The following is a 21,532-nucleotide window of genomic DNA, read 5'->3' on the forward strand; positions in this document are numbered from 1 at the left end:
ATGCAGGCGTTCTGACTGCTCAGGGGGCCTGCCCCTTGTAGGGGTCGTACAAAGTCAGAGTGTGAGAGCCACCTCACATCGGTGGGTGGCGCATGCCGTCCCCGGGGTGATGCGCAGGTGCAGCAGGCGGCCGGTGGCAAGCACCTCGACCGTGTCGTCGGCCCGCACGACCGAGCGCACGGGCCGGTTCCAGACGATCTCCAGCGGTTCGCCCGAACGGGGTGGCTCGGCCACGCAGAGAGTAGCGGTACGACCGCTGCGGCGGACCAGCACGCTCGCTCCCGCCGACGCGGTGAGCGGGCCCGCGGTGCCGGCCCGCCAGAAGTTCGCGGCGGTCAGGCCCAGGCTGCCGACACGGACCGCCTGGCACCCGCTGTCGTCGGCCAGGACCGACAGCCAGTGCCGGTCGGCGGCGCGGGCGGCGACAGTGCTGCGGGAGGCGCCGGGCATGAGGACATAGGCGTACGAGGCGTCCACGGGGTCGGTGCCGTGGTCGAGCCAGAGGGTCTGCCAGCGCCGGGTGCGCCGTTCGGTCGTACTGGAGGTGTTGATGTCGGACCAGGCGCCGGTGCGGTCCTCGCGCAGGGTGCGCAGGCCCTCGGGGACGAGCCAGCCCCCGTGCCCCTCCAGATGGGCCCAGCCCCGCCCCCGTACGAAGGACTGCGTGCCGCTCTCCCCCAGGTTGCGGTTGTCGACGACCGTCTCGACCGGCACGCCGTCGGTACAGGTGATGCCCGCGCCGAGGCAGATCACCGCGTCCGCCACGCAGAACCACGACTTGCGGGCCTGCAGCGTCGATCCCACTCCCTTCAGGTGCTGGCCGATCGCCGCGTACTCGCCGTCGGTCGTGCCGCCGACCCAGCGGACGTCCGGCTTGGGCTCGCCCCACTCGCCGCCGGCCCGGTCGGCCAGGCGCCTGGTGGAGACGGTCGTACCGGGGAGGCGGTACCAGTCGACGGTGGGCCAGTACCAGTCCGTGTACTGGTCGCTGCGGCCCTTTGCCCACCAGGAGAGCATTCCCGCGCCGGTGTGCCAGCCGCGCGGGTTCTCGCCGTTGCCGCATTCGTAGGCGGCGATCCGGTCGCTGGCCATGGCGATGTTCGCGACGAAGCCGGGGCGGCGGTGGACGGCTCTGTCCATGGCGGCGAAGAGCGTGTGCCCGACGGGTTCGGGGGCGGCCGGGACGGGGGAGGCGGCCACCGCGTGCAGCCGGGCGAGGTCGGCCACGCCGAACTGGCGTGCCGTCAGGATCGGTGTGACCGTGTCCCGTTCGATCCAGCCCTTCACCAGGCCGTGCCAGCGGGTCCGCTCCTCCTCGCTCGCCCCGCCCGCGAGCAGCGCGATGGCGGCGATGATCCCCTGGCCGTGGAAGTGGTCGCCGCGCATGACGTGGCGGTCGTCGCTCCTGAGGTGACCGCGGCTGATCGCACGGCCGTTGACACTGTCCATCACCAGCCCGTCGTGGATCAGCGGGGCGTAGGCGTGCTCGACACTGTCCAGGACGGTCTGCCGGTGCGGGTCGGTCACCTCCCACTCGGAGCCGGCGAGCAGGGCGAAGAGGCGGCCGAGACCGTCGAGCATGACCTGGCCGTAGGTGCCGGAGTAGGCGACCCAGGTGTGCTGGACGAAGGAGCCGTCGGCGTAGAGGCCGTCTCCCTTCGTGACGTACGGGAAGACCGGCGAGAGGGCGTCCCGGGCGAGGGCGATCCGGTCGGGGGCCCTGCCGAGGATGCCGCGCAGGGCCACGGAGCGGCACAGGTCGACGCGGTTGGCGCCGGTGGAGGTGCCGGAGTAGTCGGTGAGCATGGTGTCGGGGATGAAGTGGTCGACGGCGGCGCAGGTCGCGGCCCTCTGGGCGTCCGTGAGGTGGTCGTGGAGGGCGGCCGTGGTGTCCATGAGGAGGCGGGGGCTGCCGATCTGCCATTCCCACCAGTTGCCGTACCGGGTGGTGGTGGTGTTGTAGACGGTGGCGCAGAGGTGGTCGAGGCCGCGGAGGACGTCCGCGAGCAGGGTCTCGTCCCCGGTCGAGCCGGTGCCCTGCTGGACGTAGGCCTGGGTCATGGTCCACAGGCGGCTGTAGCTCTGGGTGATACCGCTCGGGGGGTCGTAGGGGAGGCCGGTCCAGAGGGAGGTGGGCGTCGGGGCCATGGTGGCGCGGAAGCCGCGGGCGAGTTCGCCGGTCTCGGCGAGACGGGAGGCGTACGGCTCCGCCGCCGGGTCGTATCCGGTGCCGAGGGCGAGGTCGAGCCAGCGCCGGCGGAGAGTTTCGTAGGGGTCGGGCGCGTCGGCGCGGGCGGGCGGGGCGGCGGTGGCGAGGAGCGCCGCCGCGAGTAAGACGGCTCTGCGAGTGGGGCGTACGGGGGCTCTGCGCTGCGGGTTCATACCGGGGCATGTACCACCGCGGGGCAATCACGCCAACACTGCGCGGATGATGTTGAAACCTGTATGGAATAGGTCTACGGTCGTTCGCGTTGAGTGGTTCAACGTTCAACATCCTCACTTCAAGGAGCCACGTCATGACGAACACCGACCTGACCGCGCTGACCGGCGACTACACGATCGACGCCGCCCACTCCACAATCGGCTTCACCGTGCGTCACGCCATGGTCACCAACGTCAAGGGCAAGTTCGACGAGTTCAGCGGCTCGCTGCACCTGGACGGCAGCAACCCGTCCGCGTCGACGGCCTCCATCGACGTCAAGATGGACAGCATCGATACCGGGTCCGAGGACCGTGACGGGCACCTCAAGAGCGCGGACTTCTTCAAGATCGACGAGTTCCCGACGATGACCTTCCGCTCCACCAAGGCGGAGGCGCTCGGCGACGAGGACTACCGCATCACCGGCGACCTGACGATCCTCGGCACCACCAAGCCGCTCACCATCGACCTGGAGTTCAACGGCGCCGCGAAGGACCCCTTCGGCAACGAGCGCGTGGGCTTCGAGGGCAAGGCCGAGATCAAGCGCTCCGAGTGGGGCCTGACCTGGAACGCGGCCCTGGAGACCGGTGGCGTCCTGATCTCCGACAAGATCAAGCTGAACTTCGACATCTCCGCGATTCGGAACGCCTGACCCCGTCGCCGCGGACCTCGGTGATCAGCTGCCGTGAGGTGCGGCGGGTCTCATACAGTCTTCCGCGGGTCCGGTGCGTCTGTGCATCGGACCCGCGGTTTCGCCCGTGGACCTTCGCTCAGAAGCCGCCGCCCCCGAAGTCCCCTCCCCCGCCGCCGAAATCGCCACCGCCTCCGAAGTCCCCGCCCCCACCGAAGTCTCCGAAGTCCCCGGAGTCGAAGTCCGAGCCGGACAGGTCGCCGCCCTCGTAACCGCCGCCGAAGTCGCCGTAACCGGAGCCGTAGTCGGCCGCGTAGGCGGGCGTGGCCATCATGCTGCCGAGGACCGTGCCGACCAGCAGCCCGGGGAGGAGACCGCCGCCGAAGTAGCCGCCGGCCCAGGGGCCGTAGGCCGGGCCCGCGTCCCAGTAGGGACGGCGGCCCTGGTCGGTGTCGACCTCGCGCATCACCGGGTCGCGGCCGTCGGCCAGGCGGGTGGCGTCCGCGGCGCAGACCGGGACCTCGCGCGGGGCACCGCCCGGTGGCGTCCAGGTGGCGTCGGTGACGGAGGGACCGTGGCGGGGGTCGAAGAAGCAGGGGACCCGGCGCTCGGGCAGCGGCCGGCGTTCGCGGCGCGCCGCGAGCTGGGCCAGCGAGAAGCGGCCGTCCTCCAGGGCCTGGGTGACCGCCCGCACGTCCTCGGGTCTGGTGGCCGCCCCCATGAAGGACTTCGCCTGCTCGTACGCGTCCAGCGCCCGCTCGTAGTCCGCGCGCATCGCGTCGTCGGCGCCCGCCTCGGCGGGGTGGAAGTCCAGTCGGTCCAGTTCCTCGCCGAACGCCGTGATGTCCTCGTCCACCACCACGCGCAGCTTCTCCAGCGCGGCCCGCTGCTCCTCCGCGTGCCGGCGCCGGTTGCGCCGCACCAGCGTGTAGGCGCCCGCGCCGCCCACCACGAGCACCGCGCCGACCGTGATCAGTGCCGTGCCCGACACCCCGCCGCCGTCGTCCGCCGAGTGCCAGGTCGAGGGGGCCGAGCCGCCCATGTTGGTGACCGCGGCGGCGGTGAAGTCGTTCAGCTGGGCGCGGGTGTCCTCGCCCTGGACGGTCGTGACCAGGTTCCGTACGGCCGCCTTCGGCAGGACCGAGGAGTCGGCCCGGGCGTCGAAGGCGTCGCCGAGGCGGACCGCGTAGACGCCCGTGATCCCGGTCGCCGTGCGCAACTTGGTGAACAGGTCCTGCTTCGGGTAGTCGACGGGCAGCACCGCGACGAACAGCGGCCTGTCCGCCTTGGTGATCCGGTCCGCCAGGGCGTCCGCGTCCTTGGCGGACAGCTGGGCCGCGGCGGCCGGATCGACGTACACGGGATTCTTGCGGAGGGCCTGGCCGATGGCCGAGACGCTCGTGTCGGACGTCGAGGCGGTGGCGGTCGGGGCACCCTGCGACAGGACGACCAAAGCCGCGACCGCCAGGGCGAGAAGCAGCCCCGGAAGGCTTCGGGTCCGTACGGCGGCCTGCGCGCTGGCCTTCATACCTCGACGCTACCCGAAGCCTCCCGAAACCTGCCTCTTCGGCACCTCTCAGGCGGACCTGTACGCCAGAGCCAGCTTCGCCACCGCCTCTCCGTAGTGGCCGGTCAGCAGCAGGTGATCGGCGTCGGCGAAGGGCTTGGCGAAGCCCGCGGTGATCCCCTTGCGCTGGACGATCAGCCGGGCCTTCGTGACGAGGGCGCGGCCCGTCGCGTCGGCGCCCGCCCGTTCGGCGGCCCTGGCCGCGGCCCCCAGCGCCTCGAGCGTGGCCGCCCCGCCCTCCGGGACCTTGGTGAGCGTGGTCAGGCCCCAGCCGTACGGGAACTGCGGGTCGTACGACGGGTCGCCGACGTTGATCGGCAGCTGGCCCTGCGACCTGGGCCAGGTGACGGGGAGCTGCCCGGTGAAGGGCCGCCTGCCGTACAGGACGTCCGCGACGCCGTCGCCCTCGGTGCCCGGCAGCCAGGAGGCGACCAGGGCGTCGATCTCGCCCAGTTGGTCGCCGATGAGCTGGGGCCGCCCGGAGACGATCAGCACCGCGCACCTCATGGCCGCGCACACCTTGTCGACGGCGGCCCGGTCGGCGGCGGAGAGCGCCAGGTCATGGCCGTTGCCGACATCGCCGACACCCTCGGCGTACGGGGTCTCCCCCACGACGACCACGCCGACGTCGTAGCCGGTCGTCGGGGCGGAGGCGTCCTTGGAGTACGTCAGCGCGGTCGCGTTCTCGCGCATGGCCTCCAGGATCGTCGTACCGGGAGTGATGTCGCCGGAGGAGCCCTGCCAGGTGACGGTCCAGCCGCCGGACTGGTTGCCGATGTCGTCGGCGTCGGACCCGGCGACGTACACCTTCTGCGACTTCTTGAGCGGCAGCAGGCCCTGGTCGTTCTTCAGCAACACCTGCGATTCTGCGACCGCTTGACGCGCCACGGCCCGGTGCCCGGCGGAACCGATCTTCGAGGCGCCGCTCGTGTCGGCGTACGGCTTCTCGAAGAGCCCCAGCCTGAACTTCTGCGTGAGGATGCGGGACACCGCGTCGTCGATCCGCCGCTCACTGACCCGCCCGGCCCGCACCTCCGCCATGAGCGCGGTGCGGAAGTCCTTGTAGGCGTACGGGGCCATGACCATGTCGACACCGGCGTTGACGGAGGTCCGGACGTCCGAGGCGTAGTCCCCGGGGATCTGGTCGATGCCGTTCCAGTCGCTGATCACGAAGCCGTCGAAGCCGAGCCTGTTCTTCAGGACACCGTTGATCATGTCGGCGCGGGCGTGCATCTTCACCGGGCCCAGGCCGTCGCCGACGACGTCGAGCGAGGAGTACGACGGCATGACCGTGCCGACGCCACGGTCCACCGCGCTCTTGTACGGGGCGAGGTGGATCGCCTCCAGCTGCTTCCGGGTGACCGTGGTGACGCCCTGGTCGATGGTGTAGGTGCCGGTGGTGGAGGAGCCGTACGCGGTGCCGCCGTCTCCGACGAAGTGCTTGGCGGTGGCGAGGACCTTGTCGTCGTCCTTCAAGTCCCTTCCGTCGCGGGCTCCTTGGAGGCCCTGGATGACAGTCTCCATGGACTCCACGAGGGCCGGGTCCTCACCGAAGGACTCGTAGGAACGGCCCCAGCGTTCGTCGCGGGTCACACAGAGGCAGGGCGCGAAGTCCCAGGGGATGCCGGTGGCCCGGACCTCGGCGGCGGTCACCGCTCCGGTGCGCTGGGCGAGTTGGGGGTCGCGGGTGGCACCGATGCCGATGTTGTGGGGCATGACGGTGGCGCCGACCAGGTTGTTGTGGCCGTGGACGGCGTCTACGCCGTAGATGAGCGGGATCTGGAACCGGGTTGCCCGCGACCGGAGTTGGAAGGAGTCGATCATCCTCGCCCACGCCTCGGGGGTGTTGGGCGTGGGTGTCGAGCCGCCGCCGGAGAGCAGCGAGCCGAGGTCTTCGGCGGTGATGTCGGCCCCGGCCCCGACGGCTCCGCGCTCGGCCTGGGTCATCTGGCCGGTCTTCTCCTCCAGGGACATCCGGGAGAGGAGGTCGGCGACGCGCTTCTTCACCGGCAACTTGTCGTTCAGATACGGCAGCCCGTGCGCGTCGATGACGACCTGCGGGGTCTCGGCGGGGGCCTTGGCGCCGGTGACGGTGAGCTTGAGGGGGACGGTCTCGGCGGTCTCGGCGGCGGCCTTGTCCTTGAGGGTGTGGACCCGGATGGTCCGGGTGGTGCCGGAGGTGGTGCCCGCGGGGAAGGTGAACTCGCCCTTGAGGGAGGTGTAGTCGGAGTCGGAGGCGGTGCCGCCGGCCGTTTCGTAGGCGACGGTCACGGGCTCGTCGATCGGCGCGGAGCCGGTGGTGGCGACGGTGACCTTCACGGTGGCGGTGCCGCCCTCGTCGACCGGGTACACGGCGGAGTCGGTGAGCACCGAGGCGCGCAGTGACTGGTCGGCCCTGCCGTACAACTCGACGCCGTCCATGGCGAATCGGCCGGGCGTGCCGACGGGGAGGGTGACCGCGTAGCCCCACATGCCGGTGAGCCCGAGGACGTGGTCGATCCCTCCGACGGGCTGGTAGTCGGTCCGGTACACGAAGTCCGTGAAGGGGATCTCGATCTGCTTCCAGCCGGTGAAGTCGTCGGTGAAGGACGTGGTCCACAGCTCGGAGGCCTCGCCGTTCGCGCCGCCGTCCTTGAGCTCGAAGGCGACCTTCTTGCCGTTGTCCTGACCGTCCCACCAGAAGCGGATGCCCTTGTGGGCGGACCAGTCGTGGGCGGGGGCGTTCGCGGCGAAGTCGTGGGTGAAGCCGCCGTAGCCGCTGATGTCGTAGGTGCCGGTGAGTACCTTCGCGCCCTCGGGCGCGTCGGGTCCGGCGGTCAGCTGCAGCGCGGGCGGGTCGTCGCTGTCGCCGCCCCAGGTGAAGATGCCCTCCGCGGGCTGGGCGGCGAAGGGGACCTCGCCCTCGAAGCGGTCGACGGGGACGGGGGCCGGGTCGTCGGCCGCTCGGGCGACGGCGAGGGGCAACAGGGCGGTGAGCAGGGCGGTGGAGACGAGCAGGGCAGTTCTTCGCATGACCTTCCCTCAACTCTCTTGTCTCACAAATGGCTTAGTTCACCTCGTGAGCCAACTGGTGACCCGAGGGACCGTCAAGACGTCCGACAGCCACGGAACTCACACCACACGACTTTGCCCGGCTCGCGGTTCCGCACGCCCCAGTCGTCGGACAGCGCGGCGACCAGCAGAAGCCCACGGCCGCGCTCGGACTCCGGCGCGACGTCCGGGGTGCGGATCTCACCAGGACCGCTGTCCTGGACCTCGACGCGGAGGACAGCACCGGTGTCGAGACTCAGGTCCAGCCGGAAGCAGCGGCCCGGCGGGACGCCGTGCAGGAGGGCGTTGGCGGCGAGTTCGCTCACACAGAGCAGTACGTCGTCGCCGCGTCGGGTCAGGCCCCAGTCGGCGAGCGTGATGCGCGTGAGATCGCGGGCCACGGCCACTGACCTGCGGTCGCGGGGGTACAGGGCGGTGCGGGCGTGGAGGAGTTGGGGTTGGGTGTTCACGGGGCGACTGTCACAGGGAGTGTTTATCTTGGAGCAGTGAGTGAGGTCGTAGTTCTGATTGCTACGACCTCGCTACGAGGAATTCGCGTGCGCGCGGGGGAAAGGGACAGCCATGCAAACGGCCAAGAAGAAGCCCGGGAAAGGCAGTTCGTGGCGTGCGGTGGGGGCGGTGCTCGCGCACTACCGGAAGCAGGCCCGGCTGACTCAGGAGCAGTTCGCCGAGATGGCGGCGATCAGCGTGGACCTGGTGAGGTCCATCGAGCAGGGGCGGCTCACACTGCAGCCGGACCGGGCTGAGCAGTTCGATGAGCTGCTGGGTACGGGCGGGGTGTTGGCCGTGTTCGTTGCCGAGATTCCGGTGCGGGAGAGGGTGGTGCAGTTCGCGCAGTCGTTGGTGGATCATGAGCAGGAGGCGGTCAGCATCCTCTCGTACCAGAGCCAGGCGATTCCCGGACTGCTTCAGACCCGTGACTACTGCCGGGCCGTCTTCGACTACCGGTACCCGGCCATCGGCAGCGAGACGGCCGAGCAGTGGGTGAGTGCCCGTATGGAACGGCAGTTGGTCTTCGAGCGCGAGCGGCCTCCCGTATGTCACTTCATCATCGAGGAGAGCATTCTTCGACGGCAGGTCGGCGGTCCGGAGGTGATGCGGGAGCAGTACCGCCGGATTCTGGAGATCACCGAGCCCGTCCACATGAGCTTTCAGATCATGCCTATGGATCGGGCACCGCACGCCTGCCTTGACGGCCCCATGGTGCTGCTGGAGACACCCGAACACGAGCCGCTCGTCTACCTGGAGGTCCAGCGCGCCAGCTTCCTCGTCGATGCTCCAGATGAGGTCAGCGACTATCACCTCCAGTATGGAATGCTGCGGTCACAGGCACTCTCAACTGGCGAGAGCGCGCGCCTCTTGCACGGATTGCTAGGAGACTGATGAGCACCGCACTCCAGTGGTTCAAGTCCAGCTACAGCGGCAGCCAGGGCGGCGACTGCGTCGAGGTTTCCGCCCACCCCCTCGCCGTCCACATCCGCGACTCCAAGAACACCGGCCCCAACCTCACCGTCGCACCCGGCACTTGGAGCGCATTCCTCGGGCTCGCCCGGCAGGACGGGCACGTCTAGCACCGCCGACCTGCCGCCCCCGCGTCGGACCCTCGACGCCGAACGGGCCGATGTGCACGGCCCGTTCGGTGGGAGCTACGACCGCCTCGGCCTACTCGGCGGGCTCGACCCCGGCCCGGAGCAGACCGTAGGTGTACGCGTCCTCCAGGGCCTGCCAGGACGCCGCGATCACGTTCTCCGCGACGCCCACCGTCGACCATTCGCCCGTGCCGTCCGACGTGGAGATCAGGACGCGGGTGGTGGACTGGGTGCCGTGGACGCCCTCCAGGATGCGGACCTTGTAGTCGACGAGGTCGAGCTTGGCGAGCTGGGGGTAGATCTTCTCCAGGGCCACGCGCAGGGTGCGGTCGAGGGCGTTGACCGGGCCGTTGCCCTCCGCCGTGGCGACGATGCGCTCGCCCTTGGCGAAGAGCTTGACCGTGGCCTCGTTGGCGTGGGTGCCGTCGGGGCGGTCCTCCACGATCGCGCGCCAGGACTCGACCCCGAAGTACTTCAGGGGCTTGCCCTGGACCTCGGCGCGCAGGAGGAGTTCGAAGGAGGCGTCGGCGGCCTCGTACGTGTAGCCCTTGAGTTCGCGTTCCTTGACGCGCTCGACGACCCGGCCGACCAGTTCGCGGTCGCCGCCGAGGTCGATGCCGAGCTCCTTGCCCTTGAGCTCGATCGAGGCGCGGCCCGCCATGTCGGAGACCAGCATCCGCATGGTGTTGCCGACCTGCTCGGGGTCGATGTGCTGGTAGAGGTCGGGGTCGACCTTGATCGCGGAGGCGTGCAGCCCTGCCTTGTGGGCGAAGGCCGAGACGCCGACGTAGGGCTGGTGGGTGGAGGGGGTGAGGTTGACGACCTCGGCGATGGCGTGCGAGATGCGGGTCATCTCGCGCAGCCTGCCCTCCGGGAGGACCTTCTTGCCGTACTTCAGCTCCAGGGCGGCGACGACCGGGAAGAGGTTCGCGTTGCCGACGCGCTCGCCGTAGCCGTTCGCCGTGCACTGGACGTGGGTCGCGCCCGCGTCGACGGCGGCGAGGGTGTTGGCGACCGCGCAGCCCGTGTCGTCCTGGGTGTGGATGCCGAGCCGGGCGCCGGTGTCGGCGAGGACGGTGGCGACGACGGCCTGGATCTGGGCCGGGAGCATGCCGCCGTTGGTGTCGCAGAGGATGACGACGGAGGCGCCGGCCTCGGACGCGGCCCGTACGACGGCCTTCGCGTACTCCGGGTTCGCGCGGTAGCCGTCGAAGAAGTGCTCGCAGTCGACGAAGACGCGGCGGCCCTGCTCCTTCAGGAAGGACACCGTGTCGCGGACCATCTCCAGGTTCTCGTCCAGGGTGGTCCTGAGCGCCAGCTCGACGTGCCGGTCGTGCGACTTGGCGACCAGGGTGATCACCTCGGCGCCGGAGTCCAGGAGGGCCTTGACCTGCGGGTCCTCCGAGGCCTTCGCACCCGCCCGGCGGGTCGCGCCGAAGGCGACGAGCTGGGCGTGCTTGAAGTCGATCTCCTGGCGGGCGCGGGCGAAGAACTCGGTGTCCCGCGGGTTGGCGCCGGGCCAGCCGCCCTCGATGAAGCCCACGCCGAAGTCGTCCAGGTGCCGTGCGATGGCCAGCTTGTCCGCGACGGTGAGGTTGATGCCCTCCCGCTGAGCGCCGTCGCGCAGGGTGGTGTCGAAGACGTGGAACTGATCGTCGAGCTCGCTGGTTGCGGTCATGGTCTCAAGGCTCCTGAGGATTGGATCTCGGTCGTACCGGAATGACCGGCTCCACCGCCTCCACATACTCCCTCGCGCTCTCGCTTCTGGCTGAGGGTGGGCCAGAAAAAGCGAAAAACCCCTCGCGGGTGCGAGAGGTCTGCGCGCGGGTCGAAGACGACGGTGTCCGCCCGTACCTGGTCGTACGTGACGGTCACTGCGGACCGGCGCGCCTGCTGCCAATAATCATGGCGAACGAGAGCACGGGGGCAGTCTGGCACAGACCGCCCCCGTGCTCACCCTCCGTCTCAGGATGCGAGCACTCTGGTGGTCATCGCAGGTGCCGTACGAAAACGTCGGCGCCGTCGTTGGTGTCGCCGGCCGGGATCAGCGTCGGGTCGGAGGACCGGAAGAGGATCCGGCGGGCCCCGTCGGAGATCCGGCCCGGCAGGACGTCGGCCGTCGCGGTGCCGCCGGTGGTGTCGGGGGTGACGAGAGTGGTGGTGCCCTTCCTCAGGTCCCGCAGATAGACGGGATACTCCTTGCCGTACCGGCTGCCGGGCTCGGTCACCTCCGACGTGAAGGTGAGGTAGCGGCCGTCGGCGCTGATCGCCGCGCCCCGGGTGTAGACCTCGCCGGGGCCGCCCTGGGTGCCGTGGATGCGCTGGTTGGTGCCGGTGCGCAGGGTGTGCACGAACACGTTCCAACTCGCGTCGGTGTCGCCGGGGACCAGGTGGGTGTCCCGGGACTCGAAGACGACCGTGCGGCCGTCGCCGCTGATGGACGGGTTCAGCGACTCCTTCTCGGTCTGCGAGCCGTCGTAGGAGCGGTCGATCTGGGTGTGCTCGCCCGTGCGGCGGTCGTACATCCAGACGTCGCCCCAGTCGTCGCCGCGCGGGCCGTTGGCGTAGTTGTACTGGTAGACGATCCGGCGCCCGTCGTCGCTGACCGTCGGCTGGAAGGCGTTGCGCGGCTCCCAGGTGGGCCGGGGGTGGCTGATGCGCTCGGTGGTGCCCTTGATGCGGTCGCGCAGGAAGACCACGCTGGTGTTCCCGGGGGTCTCCTGGAGCGTGTAGACGGCGTAGCGGCCGTTGGGGCTGACGGAGATCTCGCCGGGGCGCCCGGTGAAGCCCTGGGGAACGTCGATCCCGAACCCGACCCGCTTGCCCGCGTCGATGTCGGCGATCCACACCTCCGAGGAGTCCGGGCCGTACTCGGCGTAGACGTAGCGGCCGTCGTTCAGGACCGCCACCAGGCCGCCGAAGCCCGCGAAGCGGAGCTTGCCGGTGTGCGGGTCGCGCAGGTACATCCCGGCGTGTGCCACCTGGGGGTCGAGGTCATCGGCGTCCGAAGTCAGGGCGATGTGGCGGCCGTTGCGGCTGATGACGGCGGTGCGTGTGACGCCGTTGCCCGCCTTCCCCTCCGGGGTGACGCTGACCGGCTCGGTGTACGGGGCCCTGGGTGCGGCGCTCGCCGTGGGTCCCGTGAGTGCAGCGGTGGCGAGGGCCGCCAGGAGCGCGGCCGCGAGTCGTTTCCTGCTGTGCATGGTGGTTCCCCCGTGTTCGGTCGTCGTCATTGCACTGTCCTCAGGAACACGTCCGACACCCCGTTGGTGTCCCCCTCCACCAGATCGGGTGACGCCGACTCGAACGCGACGACCGTGCCGTCGGCGTTCACCGAGGGGTGTCCGGCCGGGAGGTCGTTGCGGCCGCCCCAGCGGTCGACGCTGATCAACTGGTGCCTGCCCGTGGTCAGTTCGAGCAGGTGGACGGAGTGGCCGGAGGTGTACGCCACCCGGGTGCCGTCTCCCGAGAGCGAGGGCTGGGTGCCGCCGACCCGGGTCATGGCGCCGGTGTCGAGGTCGCGCACGTAGGAGCCGTGGCCCCGCTGGTAGGCGACCTTGCGGCCGTCCGCACTGAGGGAGGGTGCCGTCCCGTGCGCCGCGGCCTTCTCCAGGGCTCCGGTGTCCAGGTCACGGACGTACACAGAGCCGCCCTGCTCGAAGGCGATGTACCGGCCGCTGTAGTCGAAGGACGGATTGCCCGCCGGCTCACCCGTGGGCGCGCTCACCACGTCGGTGGTACCGCCGTTGAACTTGAAGCGGTAGACGCGCGGTTGCGGGTCGGGGTCGGCGCCGGAGGCGGGCAGTGTCGCCGCGTAGGTGAGCCACTGGCAGGTGGGGTTCACCACGGGCTGCCCCATCCAGGTGAAGCGGACGCCCTGGTAGGTGCCCACCCGGGTCAGCTTGCCGACCGCGCGGTTGAGGATGTGGACGCCCGGGCCGCCGTCGGGGGCGTAGGGGGCCACATAGCCGACCTCGCGTCCGCTGTAACAGGGGGTGCCCTCGGACGACGGTTTCTGGCCGGTCGAGTTGACCTGCGAGACGCCGCTGGGGGTGTTCACGAAGACATCGCCCTCCGATGCGAAGGAGACGACCTTGTCCTGCCCCATCGCCGGGTCGTACGACGCCCCGGAGCGCTGCTGCCCGTCCCGGGTCGTGCTGATCCGCTCGGTGACGGACGGCATCGGCGCGGGATTTCTGCGCAGCTCGCCGGAGAAGACGAACACGTCGTCCTCCGCGTTGGTGTCGCCCGGCACCAGATGGGAGGCCGGCGAACTGAACGCCACCGCACGGCCCTTGGCGGCCAGCGCGCCGTCCATCACCTGGGCGTGCGACGGCAGAGCCGCCCCCCGTAGCCCGGTGCGCAGGTCACGCACCCGGGTGCCGTCCTCCCCGGCGACGACGGCGTACCGGCCGTCCGCCGTGGCCGAGAGCGGCCGCCCCTCGGCCACCCGCCGCGACCGGCCCGTGCGCAGGTCATGGACGTACAGGCCGCTCTGGGCGTCGAGGAGGACGCGGCGGCCGTCGGCGGTGATGCGGATCAGGGAGGCGGCGCCGAGGCCCGCGTCCACCTGGGTGCGCTCGCCGGTCCTGCGGTCCCTGACGTAGACGTCGGCCGGGTCCTCCTCGCTCTCGACGCGGAGACCGTACACGACCCGGTTGCCGTCGCCGCTGAGCGAGGCTCCGGCCTTCTGGCCCTCCTCGGCCGGTGAGACCAGTTCGTCCGTGCCGGTGGCTGTGTCGCGGACGTACAGGAGGCGGGTGTTCTCCGGGCCGTTGCGGTTGCCGACGGTGTACGCGACGTGCGTGCCGTCCGGGCTGATGGACTCCGCCCGGCCCAACTCGTCGAAGCCGGGCGGGTCCTCGGGCCACAGCTTCTCGGTACGGCCGGTGGCGCGGTCGTACAGGTACGGGGCCAGGAAACGGGTGCCCGCCGAGAAGGCGACACGGCTCCCGTCGGCGCTCGGCGCCGGTGAGCCGTAGAGGTAGCCGCTGCCGACATCGATCTTCGTGAGCCCGCCGTCGGCCACGTCCTTCACGAACAGGCACGGGGTGAAGTCCGCGCAGCCGAAGTTCGGTGCGGTGGACACGAACGCGACATGGCGGCCGTCGGCGCTGATCGCGGCGTCGTCCGAGGATCCGTCGGCCTGGCCGCCGTCGGCGGCGGTGCTCACGCGCGCGGTATGGGACTTGGTGCCGACACGGTCGAGGTGCGGTGCGGCGGAAGCGTGGGTGCCTGCTAACGCGACAAGCAGGGCCGCGCCCGAAAGGCACACGGCGGCTCTGGACATGTTCCCCCCTGTGGTGTCCAAGAACACTTGTGGTCCTTTCGAGGCAAACGCACCAGCGACCACAGGGTCAATCGGCCTTATTACGTACAACCCGGGCGGAAGGTCACGCGTCCGCGAGGAGGCTCTCGTCGAGGAACTCCTTCACGTGGCCGAGAATCATCCCCCGGTCCGTCCCGCGCAGCCCGATCGCCACATGGATGGAGAAACCGTCCAGGAGGGCACGCAGCCGGGACGCGAAACGGTCCGCGTCGACCGCGCGGAACTCGCCCCGCGAGGCGCCCTCCGCGAGCAGCGCGACCAGATCGCGGTGCCAGGCGCCCTCGATCGCGGCCTGCCGGTCGCGGGCGGACGCGTCGACGGCAGCGCTCTGCGAGCGGTTCCAGACCTCCAGCCAGAGGGTCCAGTGCGGATCGCGGTGGCCGCTCGGGACGTACAGGTCGACGTACGCGTCGAGGCGTTCGCGGGCGGTCGCCGTGCGTGTGAGCAGCCGGGCGCGCTCGGCGCCGAGCCGTCCCTCGCTCCACTCCAGGGTCTGGAGCAGCAGTTCGTCCTTGGATCGGAAGTAGTAGAGGAGGTGGCCGCTGCTCATGCCGACCTCGCGGCCGAGCGCGGCCATGGTGAGCTTCTCCAGGCCTCGCTCGGCGATCATCTCCATGGCCGCGGCGAGGACCTGCTCGCGGGGCGGGGCCTGTCTGCGGCCACCGGCCATGTGCCACTCCTCGAACTAGATCCTCGGCTGCTGCTGGGTGATGCAGTGGATGCCGCCACCGCCCGCAAAGATCGTACGGGCGTCGACCAGCGTCACCGTGCGCTCCGGGAACAGCCGCCGGAAGATGCCCGCGGCGAGCTCGTCGCGCGGGTCGTCGAAGCCGCAGAGCACGACGGCGCCGTTGCAGAGGTAGTGGTTGATGTAGGAGTGGTCGACCCAGCGGCCGTCGGCCTCCAGGACGGTCGGCGCGGGCACCTCGACGACCTCCAGGCGGCGGCCACGGGCGTCGGTCGCCGACTTGAGCAGGCCTACGACCTCCTTGGTCACCTCGTGGTCCGGGTGCGCCGGGTCCGGCTGGACGTGCGCGACGACCACGCCCGGGCGGGCGAAGGCGGCGACGATGTCGACGTGGCCCTGCGTGCCGTACGTGCCGTAGTCGCCGGTGAGGCCGCGAGGGAGCCAGATGGCCCGGGAGGTGCCGAGCCTGGCGTGGATCTCCGCCTCGACCTGCTCGCGGGTCCAGCCGGGGTTGCGGCCGGCACCGAGCTGGACGGTGTCGGTGAGCAGGACGGTCCCCTCGCCGTCGACGTGGATCGCGCCGCCCTCGTTGACCAGCGGGCTGCTGACGACCGGCACCCCGGCGAGGTCGGCGACCTGGCGGGCGATCTTGGAGTCGTGCTCCCAGCGGGCCCAGTCCTGGCCACCCCAGCCGTTGAACACCCAGTCCACGGCGGCCAGTCGGCCTTCCTCGTCCTTGACGAAGGTGGGGCCGATGTCGCGCATCCACGCGTCGTCCAGCTCGCGCTCCACGAGGTCGACGTCCGGGCCGAGCAGTGCGCGCGCGGACTCGGCGTGGCCGGGGCCGTGCACCATCGTCACCGGCTCGAAGCGGCGCACCGCGCGGGCCACGGACGCCCAGGCGGCTCGGGCCGCGGCCAGTTCCCCGTCGTCGGTGAAGGTCGGGTTGGGGCCGGGCCAGGCCATCCAGGTGCGTTCGTGCGGGGCCCATTCGGGGGGCATGCGGTAGGTCATCAAGGGTCCTACGAGTCCTAGAGGAAGTACAGACGGTTGAGGGAGACGGAGTCGGCCGGCTCGGAGCGCAGCGGTTCTCCGTCCAGCGTCACCAGGCCGGTGCGCTGGTCCACGTCCACCGCTCCGGTACGGGAGTTGAGACGCAGGTCGGCCGGTCCGATGCCGCGGGTGCCGCGTACGGCGACTCTTCTCCTGCGGCTCGGCAGCCGGTCGCCGCCCTGGTCGAGGGCTGCCTGGGCGACGAAGGCGACGGAGATCTCGGCGGGGGTGGCGCCGTGCGCGCCGAACTGCGGTCCCAGGACGAGGGGTTCACAGGTGTCGGTGGCCGCGCCGGGGTCGCCGACCACGCCGTAGGCCGGGAAGCCGGACTTCAGGACGAGTTGCGGCTTGGCGCCGAAGTACTCCGGCCGCCACAGCACGAGGTCGGCCAGCTTGCCGACCTCGATGGAGCCGACCTCGTGCGAAAGGCCGTGTGCGATGGCCGGGTTGATGGTCAGCTTGGCGATGTAGCGCAGCACGCGTTCGTTGTCGTGCTCCTCGGGCGCTCCGAACTCGGCCTTCATCTTCCCGGCCATCGCGAAGGTACGGCGGACCGTCTCACCGGCACGCCCCATGCCCTGCGCGTCGGAAGAGGTGATGCCGATCGCGCCCAGGTCGTGCAGCACGTCCTCGGCGCCCATGGTCCCGGCTCGGATGCGGTCGCGGGCCATGGCGGCGTCGCCGGGCAGGTCGGTCTTGAGGTCGTGGACGGAGACGATCATGCCGTAGTGCTCGGCGACGGCGTCCCGGCCGAAGGGCAGGGTGGGGTTGGTGGAGGAGCCGATGACGTTCGGGACTCCGGCCATCTTCAGCACGTTCGGGACGTGTCCGCCGCCGCAGCCCTCGATGTGGAAGGCGTGGATGGTGCGGCCCTCCAGCACGCTCAGGGTGTCCTCCACGGACAGACACTCGTTCAACCCGTCGCTGTGCAGGGCGACTTGGACGTCGTGCTCCTCGGCCACCCGGAGCGCGGTGTCCAGCGCCCGGGTGTGGGCGCCCATGTCCTCGTGAACCTTGAATCCGCTCGCCCCGCCTTCGGCCAGCGCCTCGATCAGGGGGGCGGGTGTGGACGACGAACCCCGGCCCAGGAAGCCGATGTTGACCGGCCAGGCGTCGAAGGCGCCGAACGCGTGCCGCAGTGCCCAGGGCGAGTTGACCCCGACGCCCCACACCGGCCCGAACTCCTGTCCGATGACCGTGGTCACCCCGGACGCCAGGGAGGCCTCCATGATCCGCGGCGACAGCAGATGGACATGGGTGTCGACGGCCCCCGCGGTGGCGATGAGCCCCTCGCCGGACACGATGGAGGTCCCGGTGCCGACGACGACATCGACCCCGTCGAGGGTGTCGGGGTTCCCGGCGCGCCCGATCGAGCAGATCCGCCCCTCACGGATGCCGATCGAGACCTTCCGGATGCCCTGCACGGCGTCGATCACGACGACATTGCTGACGACGACGTCACAGGTCTCCCGCACGGCGGCGGCCTTGAGGTGCAGCCCGTCACGTGCGGTCTTGCCGAACCCCGCGAGGAATTCGTCTCCGTACCGCTGCGAGTCCGCCTCGACCCGGACCACCAGCCCGGAGTCACCGAGGCGCACGCGGTCACCGGCGCGGGGGCCGTGGGTGGCGGCGTACTCGTGAGGCGAGAGCCGACGAGCCTCCGCCGGCGGCCCCGCGGGACGGCTCATCGGACGCCCCCCTCGTCCGACACACCCAGGTGGCCACGGGCCGCGGCCCGACAGAGAGCCTCCTCACGGGCACAGACCTCGCCGAGGCCGAGCCGGCGACCCTCGACCCGGTGGCCCGCAGGGCGACTCATCGGACGGCCCCCTTGACGAGCACACCCACGTATCCGCAGGCCGCCGCACACCCGGCAAGGCGCCTCCGCACAGGCACCGAACCCATGGGGGCTGAGCCGGCGACCCTCGACCCGGTGGCCCGCAGGGCGGCTCATCGGGCGGCCCCCTCGCCGGGCACACCCAGGTACCCGCAGGCCGCGGCTCGGCGCAGTGCCTCCTCGTGGGCGCCGGGCGCGTCCAGCGGTCCGTCGACCAGGCCGGCGAAGCCGATGGCCACGCGGGCGCCGCCGATCGGCACCAGGCCGACCTCGGCCGACTCCCCCGGCCCGAACCGCACCGACGAGCCGGCGGCCACCGCGAGCCGCATGCCGTACGACTCGGCCCTCGGGAAGTCCAGGCGCGGGTTGGCCTCGAAGAAGTGGAAATGGGAGGTGACGGAGACCGGTACGGTCGCGGTGTTGGTGACCGTCAGCCGTACGACCGCCTCCGGCTCGGCGTGTTCGGGCCCCGGCAGCAGCGCGCCCGGCGCCCGCTCGCCGAGCCCCCCGCCGATCGGATCGCTGACGACCGCGAGCCGCGAGCCGTCGTCGAAGACCGCCTCGACGTGCACCTCGGTGACGACGTCCGCGACACCGGGCAGGACGTCGTCGGGCCCGAGCACCGACCGGGCCCGTTCGACGGCTTCGGCCAGCCGCGCCCCGTCCCGGGCGGCCTCGCACACGGTGTCAGCGACGATTGCGGTCGCCTCCGGGACGTTCAGCCTCAGTCCACGGGCTCTGCGCGCCCGGGCCAGCTCGGCGGCCCCGAAGAGCAGCAGCCGGTCGCGTTCGGTGGGGGTCAGCCGCATGTCGTTCCCTTCTTTAGAGCAGCACTCTAAACGAGGGAGCCGAGTCAGCAAAAGGTCGGAGTTGGTCGACCCGATCACATCGAGCAGCGCTCAAACAAAAGACGGGCCCGCCCGGAACGTGTCCGAGCGGGCCGGTGGAGCGGATGCGGGACTCAGCCCAGCTTGTGCATCCAGCCGTGCTTGTCCTCGCTGACACCGCGCTGGATGCCGAGCAGCGCCTCCCGCAGCTTCAGGGTGACCTCGCCGGGCGTGCCGTCGCCGTGGGTCCAGGCGTCCGCCTTGGTCTTGACGTGGCCGATCGGCGTGACGACCGCAGCGGTGCCGCAGGCGAAGACCTCGGTGAGGGCGCCGGAGGCCGCGTCGGCGCGCCACTGGTCGAGGGTGATCACGCCCTCCTCGGCGGTGTAGCCGAGGTCGCGGGCGACCTGGAGGAGGGAGTCGCGGGTGATGCCCTCGAGGATGGAGCCGGTCAGCGCCGGCGTGACGATCCGGTCGCCGTAGACGAAGGCGATGTTCATGGAGCCGGACTCCTCGACCTTGGTGCGGGTCACCGCGTCGAGGTAGACGACCTGGTCGCAGCCGTTCGCGGCGGCCTCGGCCTGCGGGAGGAGGGAGGCCGCGTAGTTGCCGCCGGTCTTGGCGTCACCCGTGCCGCCGGGGACCGCGCGGACATGGTCCTCGGAGACCCAGATGGTGACCGGCTTGACGCCCCCGGCGAAGTAGGCGCCGGACGGGGAGGCGATCAGCATGAAGAGGTACTCGTTGGCCGGGTGGACGCCGAGCGCGGCCTCCGTGGCGAACATGAACGGACGGAGGTAGAGGGACTCCTCACCACCGTGCGGCGGAACCCAGTCGGCGTCCTGGCCGATCAGCGCGTCGAGGGCCTCGATGAACAGCTCCTCGGGCAGCTCGGCCATCGCCATCCGGCGCGCGGAGTTGCGGAAGCGGCGCGCGTTGGCCTCCGGACGGAACACGGCGACCGAGCCGTCGGACTGGCGGTAGGCCTTGAGACCCTCGAAGATCTCCTGCCCGTAGTGCAGGACATGGGTGGAGGGGTCGAGGGAGATCGGGCCGTACGGGACGAGCTGCGCGTCGTGCCAGCCGCGCCCCTCGGTCCACTTGATCGTCACCATGTGGTCGGTGAAGTGGCGGCCGAACCCGGGGTTGGCCAGGATCGCCGTCCGCTCGCCGGCGGAGAGCGGGCTGGCGGAGGGCTTGAGCTCGATCGTGGGCGTCGTCATCAGTGGTTGTCCTTCACCGGTTGTGTAGTGACGGGCCGCGCTCACGCCCTTTACTGTCAGTGACCAGTGCTAGGACGTCCGAGCATTCCCTCATTCCGCGGCTCCGCGTTCGATTATCGCAAGCGGGGAGCCGGGGAAGAAACGGCGTGAAATGCGACCCAGGGGATGATGGTGTCACCCGGCGGGGGACATGCGAAAGCCGCCGGGTGTGAGTGACCCGGCGGCTTCGAATGCTTTTTCGAGTGGCCCGCCCGGTCAGCCGGCTACTCGTACGGCCAGCGCGTCGCCGATCTCCGACGTGCTGCGGGCGGGCTTGCCGGTGCGCTCGGCGAGGTCGACGGAGACCGCCTCCTCGATGCGGGCGGCCTCGGTCTCGTAGCCGAGGTGGCGCAGGAGCAGGGCGACGGACAGGACCGTGGCGGTGGGGTCGGCCTTGCCCTGACCCGCGATGTCGGGCGCTGAGCCGTGGACCGGCTCGAACATCGACGGGAACTCGCCGGCCGGGTTGATGTTGCCGCTCGCGGCCACGCCGATGCCGCCGGAGACAGCAGCGGCGAGGTCGGTGATGATGTCGCCGAAGAGGTTGTCGGTGACGATCACGTCGAACCGGGCCGGGTCGGTGACCAGGAAGATGGTCGCCGCGTCCACGTGGATGTAGTCGGTGGTGACCTCGGGGAACTCCGCGGCCACCTTGTTGAAGATGTTCGTCCACAGGTGCCCGGCGAAGGTCAGCACGTTGTTCTTGTGGACCAGCGTGAGCTTCTTGCGCGGACGGGCCTGAGCGCGTGCGAAGGCGTCGCGGACCACGCGCTCGACACCGAAGGCCGTGTTCACGGAGACCTCGGTGGCGACCTCGTGCTCGGTGCCCTTGCGGATGGTGCCGCCGTTGCCGGTGTACGGGCCCTCGGTGCCCTCGCGGACGACCACGAAGTCGATGGCCGGCTCGCCCTTGAGGGGCGTGTCGACGCCCGGGAGCAGCTTCGACGGACGCAGGTTCACGTGGTGGTCGAAGGCGAAGCGGAGCTTGAGCAGGAAGCCGCGTTCCAGCACGCCGGAGGGGACCGACGGGTCGCCGATGGCGCCGAGCAGGATCGCGTCGTGCTGCTTCAGCGCGTCGAGGTCGGCGTCGGTGAGGGTCTCACCGGTGGCGTGGTAGCGCCGGGCGCCGAAGTCGAAGTCCTTGGTCTCCAGCTTCACATCCTGCGGAAGGACGGCGGAGAGGACCTTCAGACCTTCGGCCACGACCTCCTGGCCGATGCCGTCACCGGGAATCACTGCGAGATTGATGCTGCGAGACATGCGGGAACCCTACTCCTCG

The 21,532-nt window shown here is 70.7% G+C and carries 16 protein-coding genes; 3 read left to right on the forward strand and 13 right to left on the reverse strand.

Translation table 11 applies throughout. The annotated features are described in order from the left end of the window. Positions 1 to 54 precede the first annotated feature (54 nt). On the reverse strand, positions 55 to 2,382 hold the full coding sequence (locus tag ABZT93_RS13915) for a polysaccharide lyase 8 family protein (RefSeq protein ID WP_356103425.1): 2,328 nt from the start codon (positions 2,380 to 2,382) through the stop codon (positions 55 to 57). Positions 2,383 to 2,516: 134 nt separating this feature from the next. On the opposite strand from ABZT93_RS13915, the gene ABZT93_RS13920 reads away from it, so the two are divergent. After that, on the forward strand, positions 2,517 to 3,071 hold the full coding sequence (locus ABZT93_RS13920) for a YceI family protein (RefSeq protein WP_356103428.1): 555 nt from the start codon (positions 2,517 to 2,519) through the stop codon (positions 3,069 to 3,071). Positions 3,072 to 3,189: 118 nt separating this feature from the next. Here the strand turns inward: ABZT93_RS13920 and ABZT93_RS13925 are convergent, their stop codons facing one another. From ABZT93_RS13925 to ABZT93_RS13935, 3 genes are all read right to left on the reverse strand, one after another. After that, on the reverse strand, positions 3,190 to 4,578 hold the full coding sequence (locus ABZT93_RS13925; protein WP_356103430.1) for a hypothetical protein: 1,389 nt from the start codon (positions 4,576 to 4,578) through the stop codon (positions 3,190 to 3,192). Between the two features lie 48 nt (positions 4,579 to 4,626). After that, complete coding sequence (locus ABZT93_RS13930) at positions 4,627 to 7,629, reverse strand: glycoside hydrolase family 3 N-terminal domain-containing protein (protein WP_356103433.1); 3,003 nt, start codon at positions 7,627 to 7,629, stop codon at positions 4,627 to 4,629. A gap of 74 nt (positions 7,630 to 7,703) precedes the next feature. Next, positions 7,704 to 8,117 (reverse strand): ATP-binding protein, encoded by a 414-nt coding sequence (locus tag ABZT93_RS13935; protein WP_356103436.1) that lies wholly within the window; start codon positions 8,115 to 8,117, stop codon positions 7,704 to 7,706. A gap of 112 nt (positions 8,118 to 8,229) precedes the next feature. Here ABZT93_RS13935 and ABZT93_RS13940 point away from each other — a divergent pair, with 112 nt between their 5' ends. Together ABZT93_RS13940 and ABZT93_RS13945 are read left to right on the forward strand one after the other, a co-directional pair. Then, on the forward strand, positions 8,230 to 9,051 hold the full coding sequence (locus ABZT93_RS13940; RefSeq protein ID WP_356103439.1) for a helix-turn-helix transcriptional regulator: 822 nt from the start codon (positions 8,230 to 8,232) through the stop codon (positions 9,049 to 9,051). Further along, on the forward strand, positions 9,051 to 9,239 hold the full coding sequence (locus ABZT93_RS13945) for a DUF397 domain-containing protein (RefSeq protein ID WP_356103442.1): 189 nt from the start codon (positions 9,051 to 9,053) through the stop codon (positions 9,237 to 9,239). The genes ABZT93_RS13940 and ABZT93_RS13945 overlap by 1 nt, the downstream gene beginning before the upstream one ends. A gap of 91 nt (positions 9,240 to 9,330) precedes the next feature. Here ABZT93_RS13945 and cimA read toward each other — a convergent pair whose 3' ends face one another. The 9 genes from cimA to ABZT93_RS13990 form a co-directional block, all read right to left on the reverse strand. After that, the gene (cimA, locus tag ABZT93_RS13950) at positions 9,331 to 10,935 is read right to left on the reverse strand and encodes a citramalate synthase (protein ID WP_356103445.1); all 1,605 of its coding nucleotides are present in this window, start codon (positions 10,933 to 10,935) and stop codon (positions 9,331 to 9,333) included. 310 nt (positions 10,936 to 11,245) lie between these two features. After that, on the reverse strand, positions 11,246 to 12,490 hold the full coding sequence (locus ABZT93_RS13955; RefSeq protein ID WP_356103448.1) for a hypothetical protein: 1,245 nt from the start codon (positions 12,488 to 12,490) through the stop codon (positions 11,246 to 11,248). Continuing rightward, entirely contained in the window at positions 12,487 to 14,430 is a 1,944-nt protein-coding gene (locus ABZT93_RS13960) for a hypothetical protein (RefSeq protein ID WP_356103451.1), read from the reverse strand. Before ABZT93_RS13960 ends, ABZT93_RS13955 begins: the two co-directional genes overlap by 4 nt. A gap of 220 nt (positions 14,431 to 14,650) precedes the next feature. Next, positions 14,651 to 15,256: a TetR/AcrR family transcriptional regulator gene (locus ABZT93_RS13965; protein WP_356103455.1), complete on the reverse strand. Its 606-nt coding sequence runs from the start codon at positions 15,254 to 15,256 to the stop codon at positions 14,651 to 14,653. 15 nt (positions 15,257 to 15,271) lie between these two features. Further along, positions 15,272 to 16,288: an agmatine deiminase family protein gene (locus tag ABZT93_RS13970; RefSeq protein ID WP_356103457.1), complete on the reverse strand. Its 1,017-nt coding sequence runs from the start codon at positions 16,286 to 16,288 to the stop codon at positions 15,272 to 15,274. Between the two features lie 17 nt (positions 16,289 to 16,305). Beyond that, a complete protein-coding gene (locus tag ABZT93_RS13975) occupies positions 16,306 to 18,015 on the reverse strand; it encodes an urease subunit alpha (protein ID WP_356103460.1) in 1,710 nt (569 codons plus the stop codon). Between the two features lie 262 nt (positions 18,016 to 18,277). After that, complete coding sequence (ureA, locus tag ABZT93_RS13980) at positions 18,278 to 18,973, reverse strand: urease subunit gamma (protein ID WP_356103462.1); 696 nt, start codon at positions 18,971 to 18,973, stop codon at positions 18,278 to 18,280. Positions 18,974 to 19,125: 152 nt separating this feature from the next. Then, entirely contained in the window at positions 19,126 to 20,214 is a 1,089-nt protein-coding gene (locus ABZT93_RS13985; RefSeq protein WP_356103463.1) for a branched-chain amino acid aminotransferase, read from the reverse strand. Between the two features lie 255 nt (positions 20,215 to 20,469). Then, complete coding sequence (locus ABZT93_RS13990; protein WP_356103465.1) at positions 20,470 to 21,513, reverse strand: 3-isopropylmalate dehydrogenase; 1,044 nt, start codon at positions 21,511 to 21,513, stop codon at positions 20,470 to 20,472. Positions 21,514 to 21,532 lie beyond the last annotated feature (19 nt).

It is taken from the genome of Streptomyces sp. NPDC005303, from assembly GCF_040607335.1.
In the GTDB taxonomy this organism is placed as follows: Bacteria; Actinomycetota; Actinomycetes; order Streptomycetales; family Streptomycetaceae; genus Streptomyces.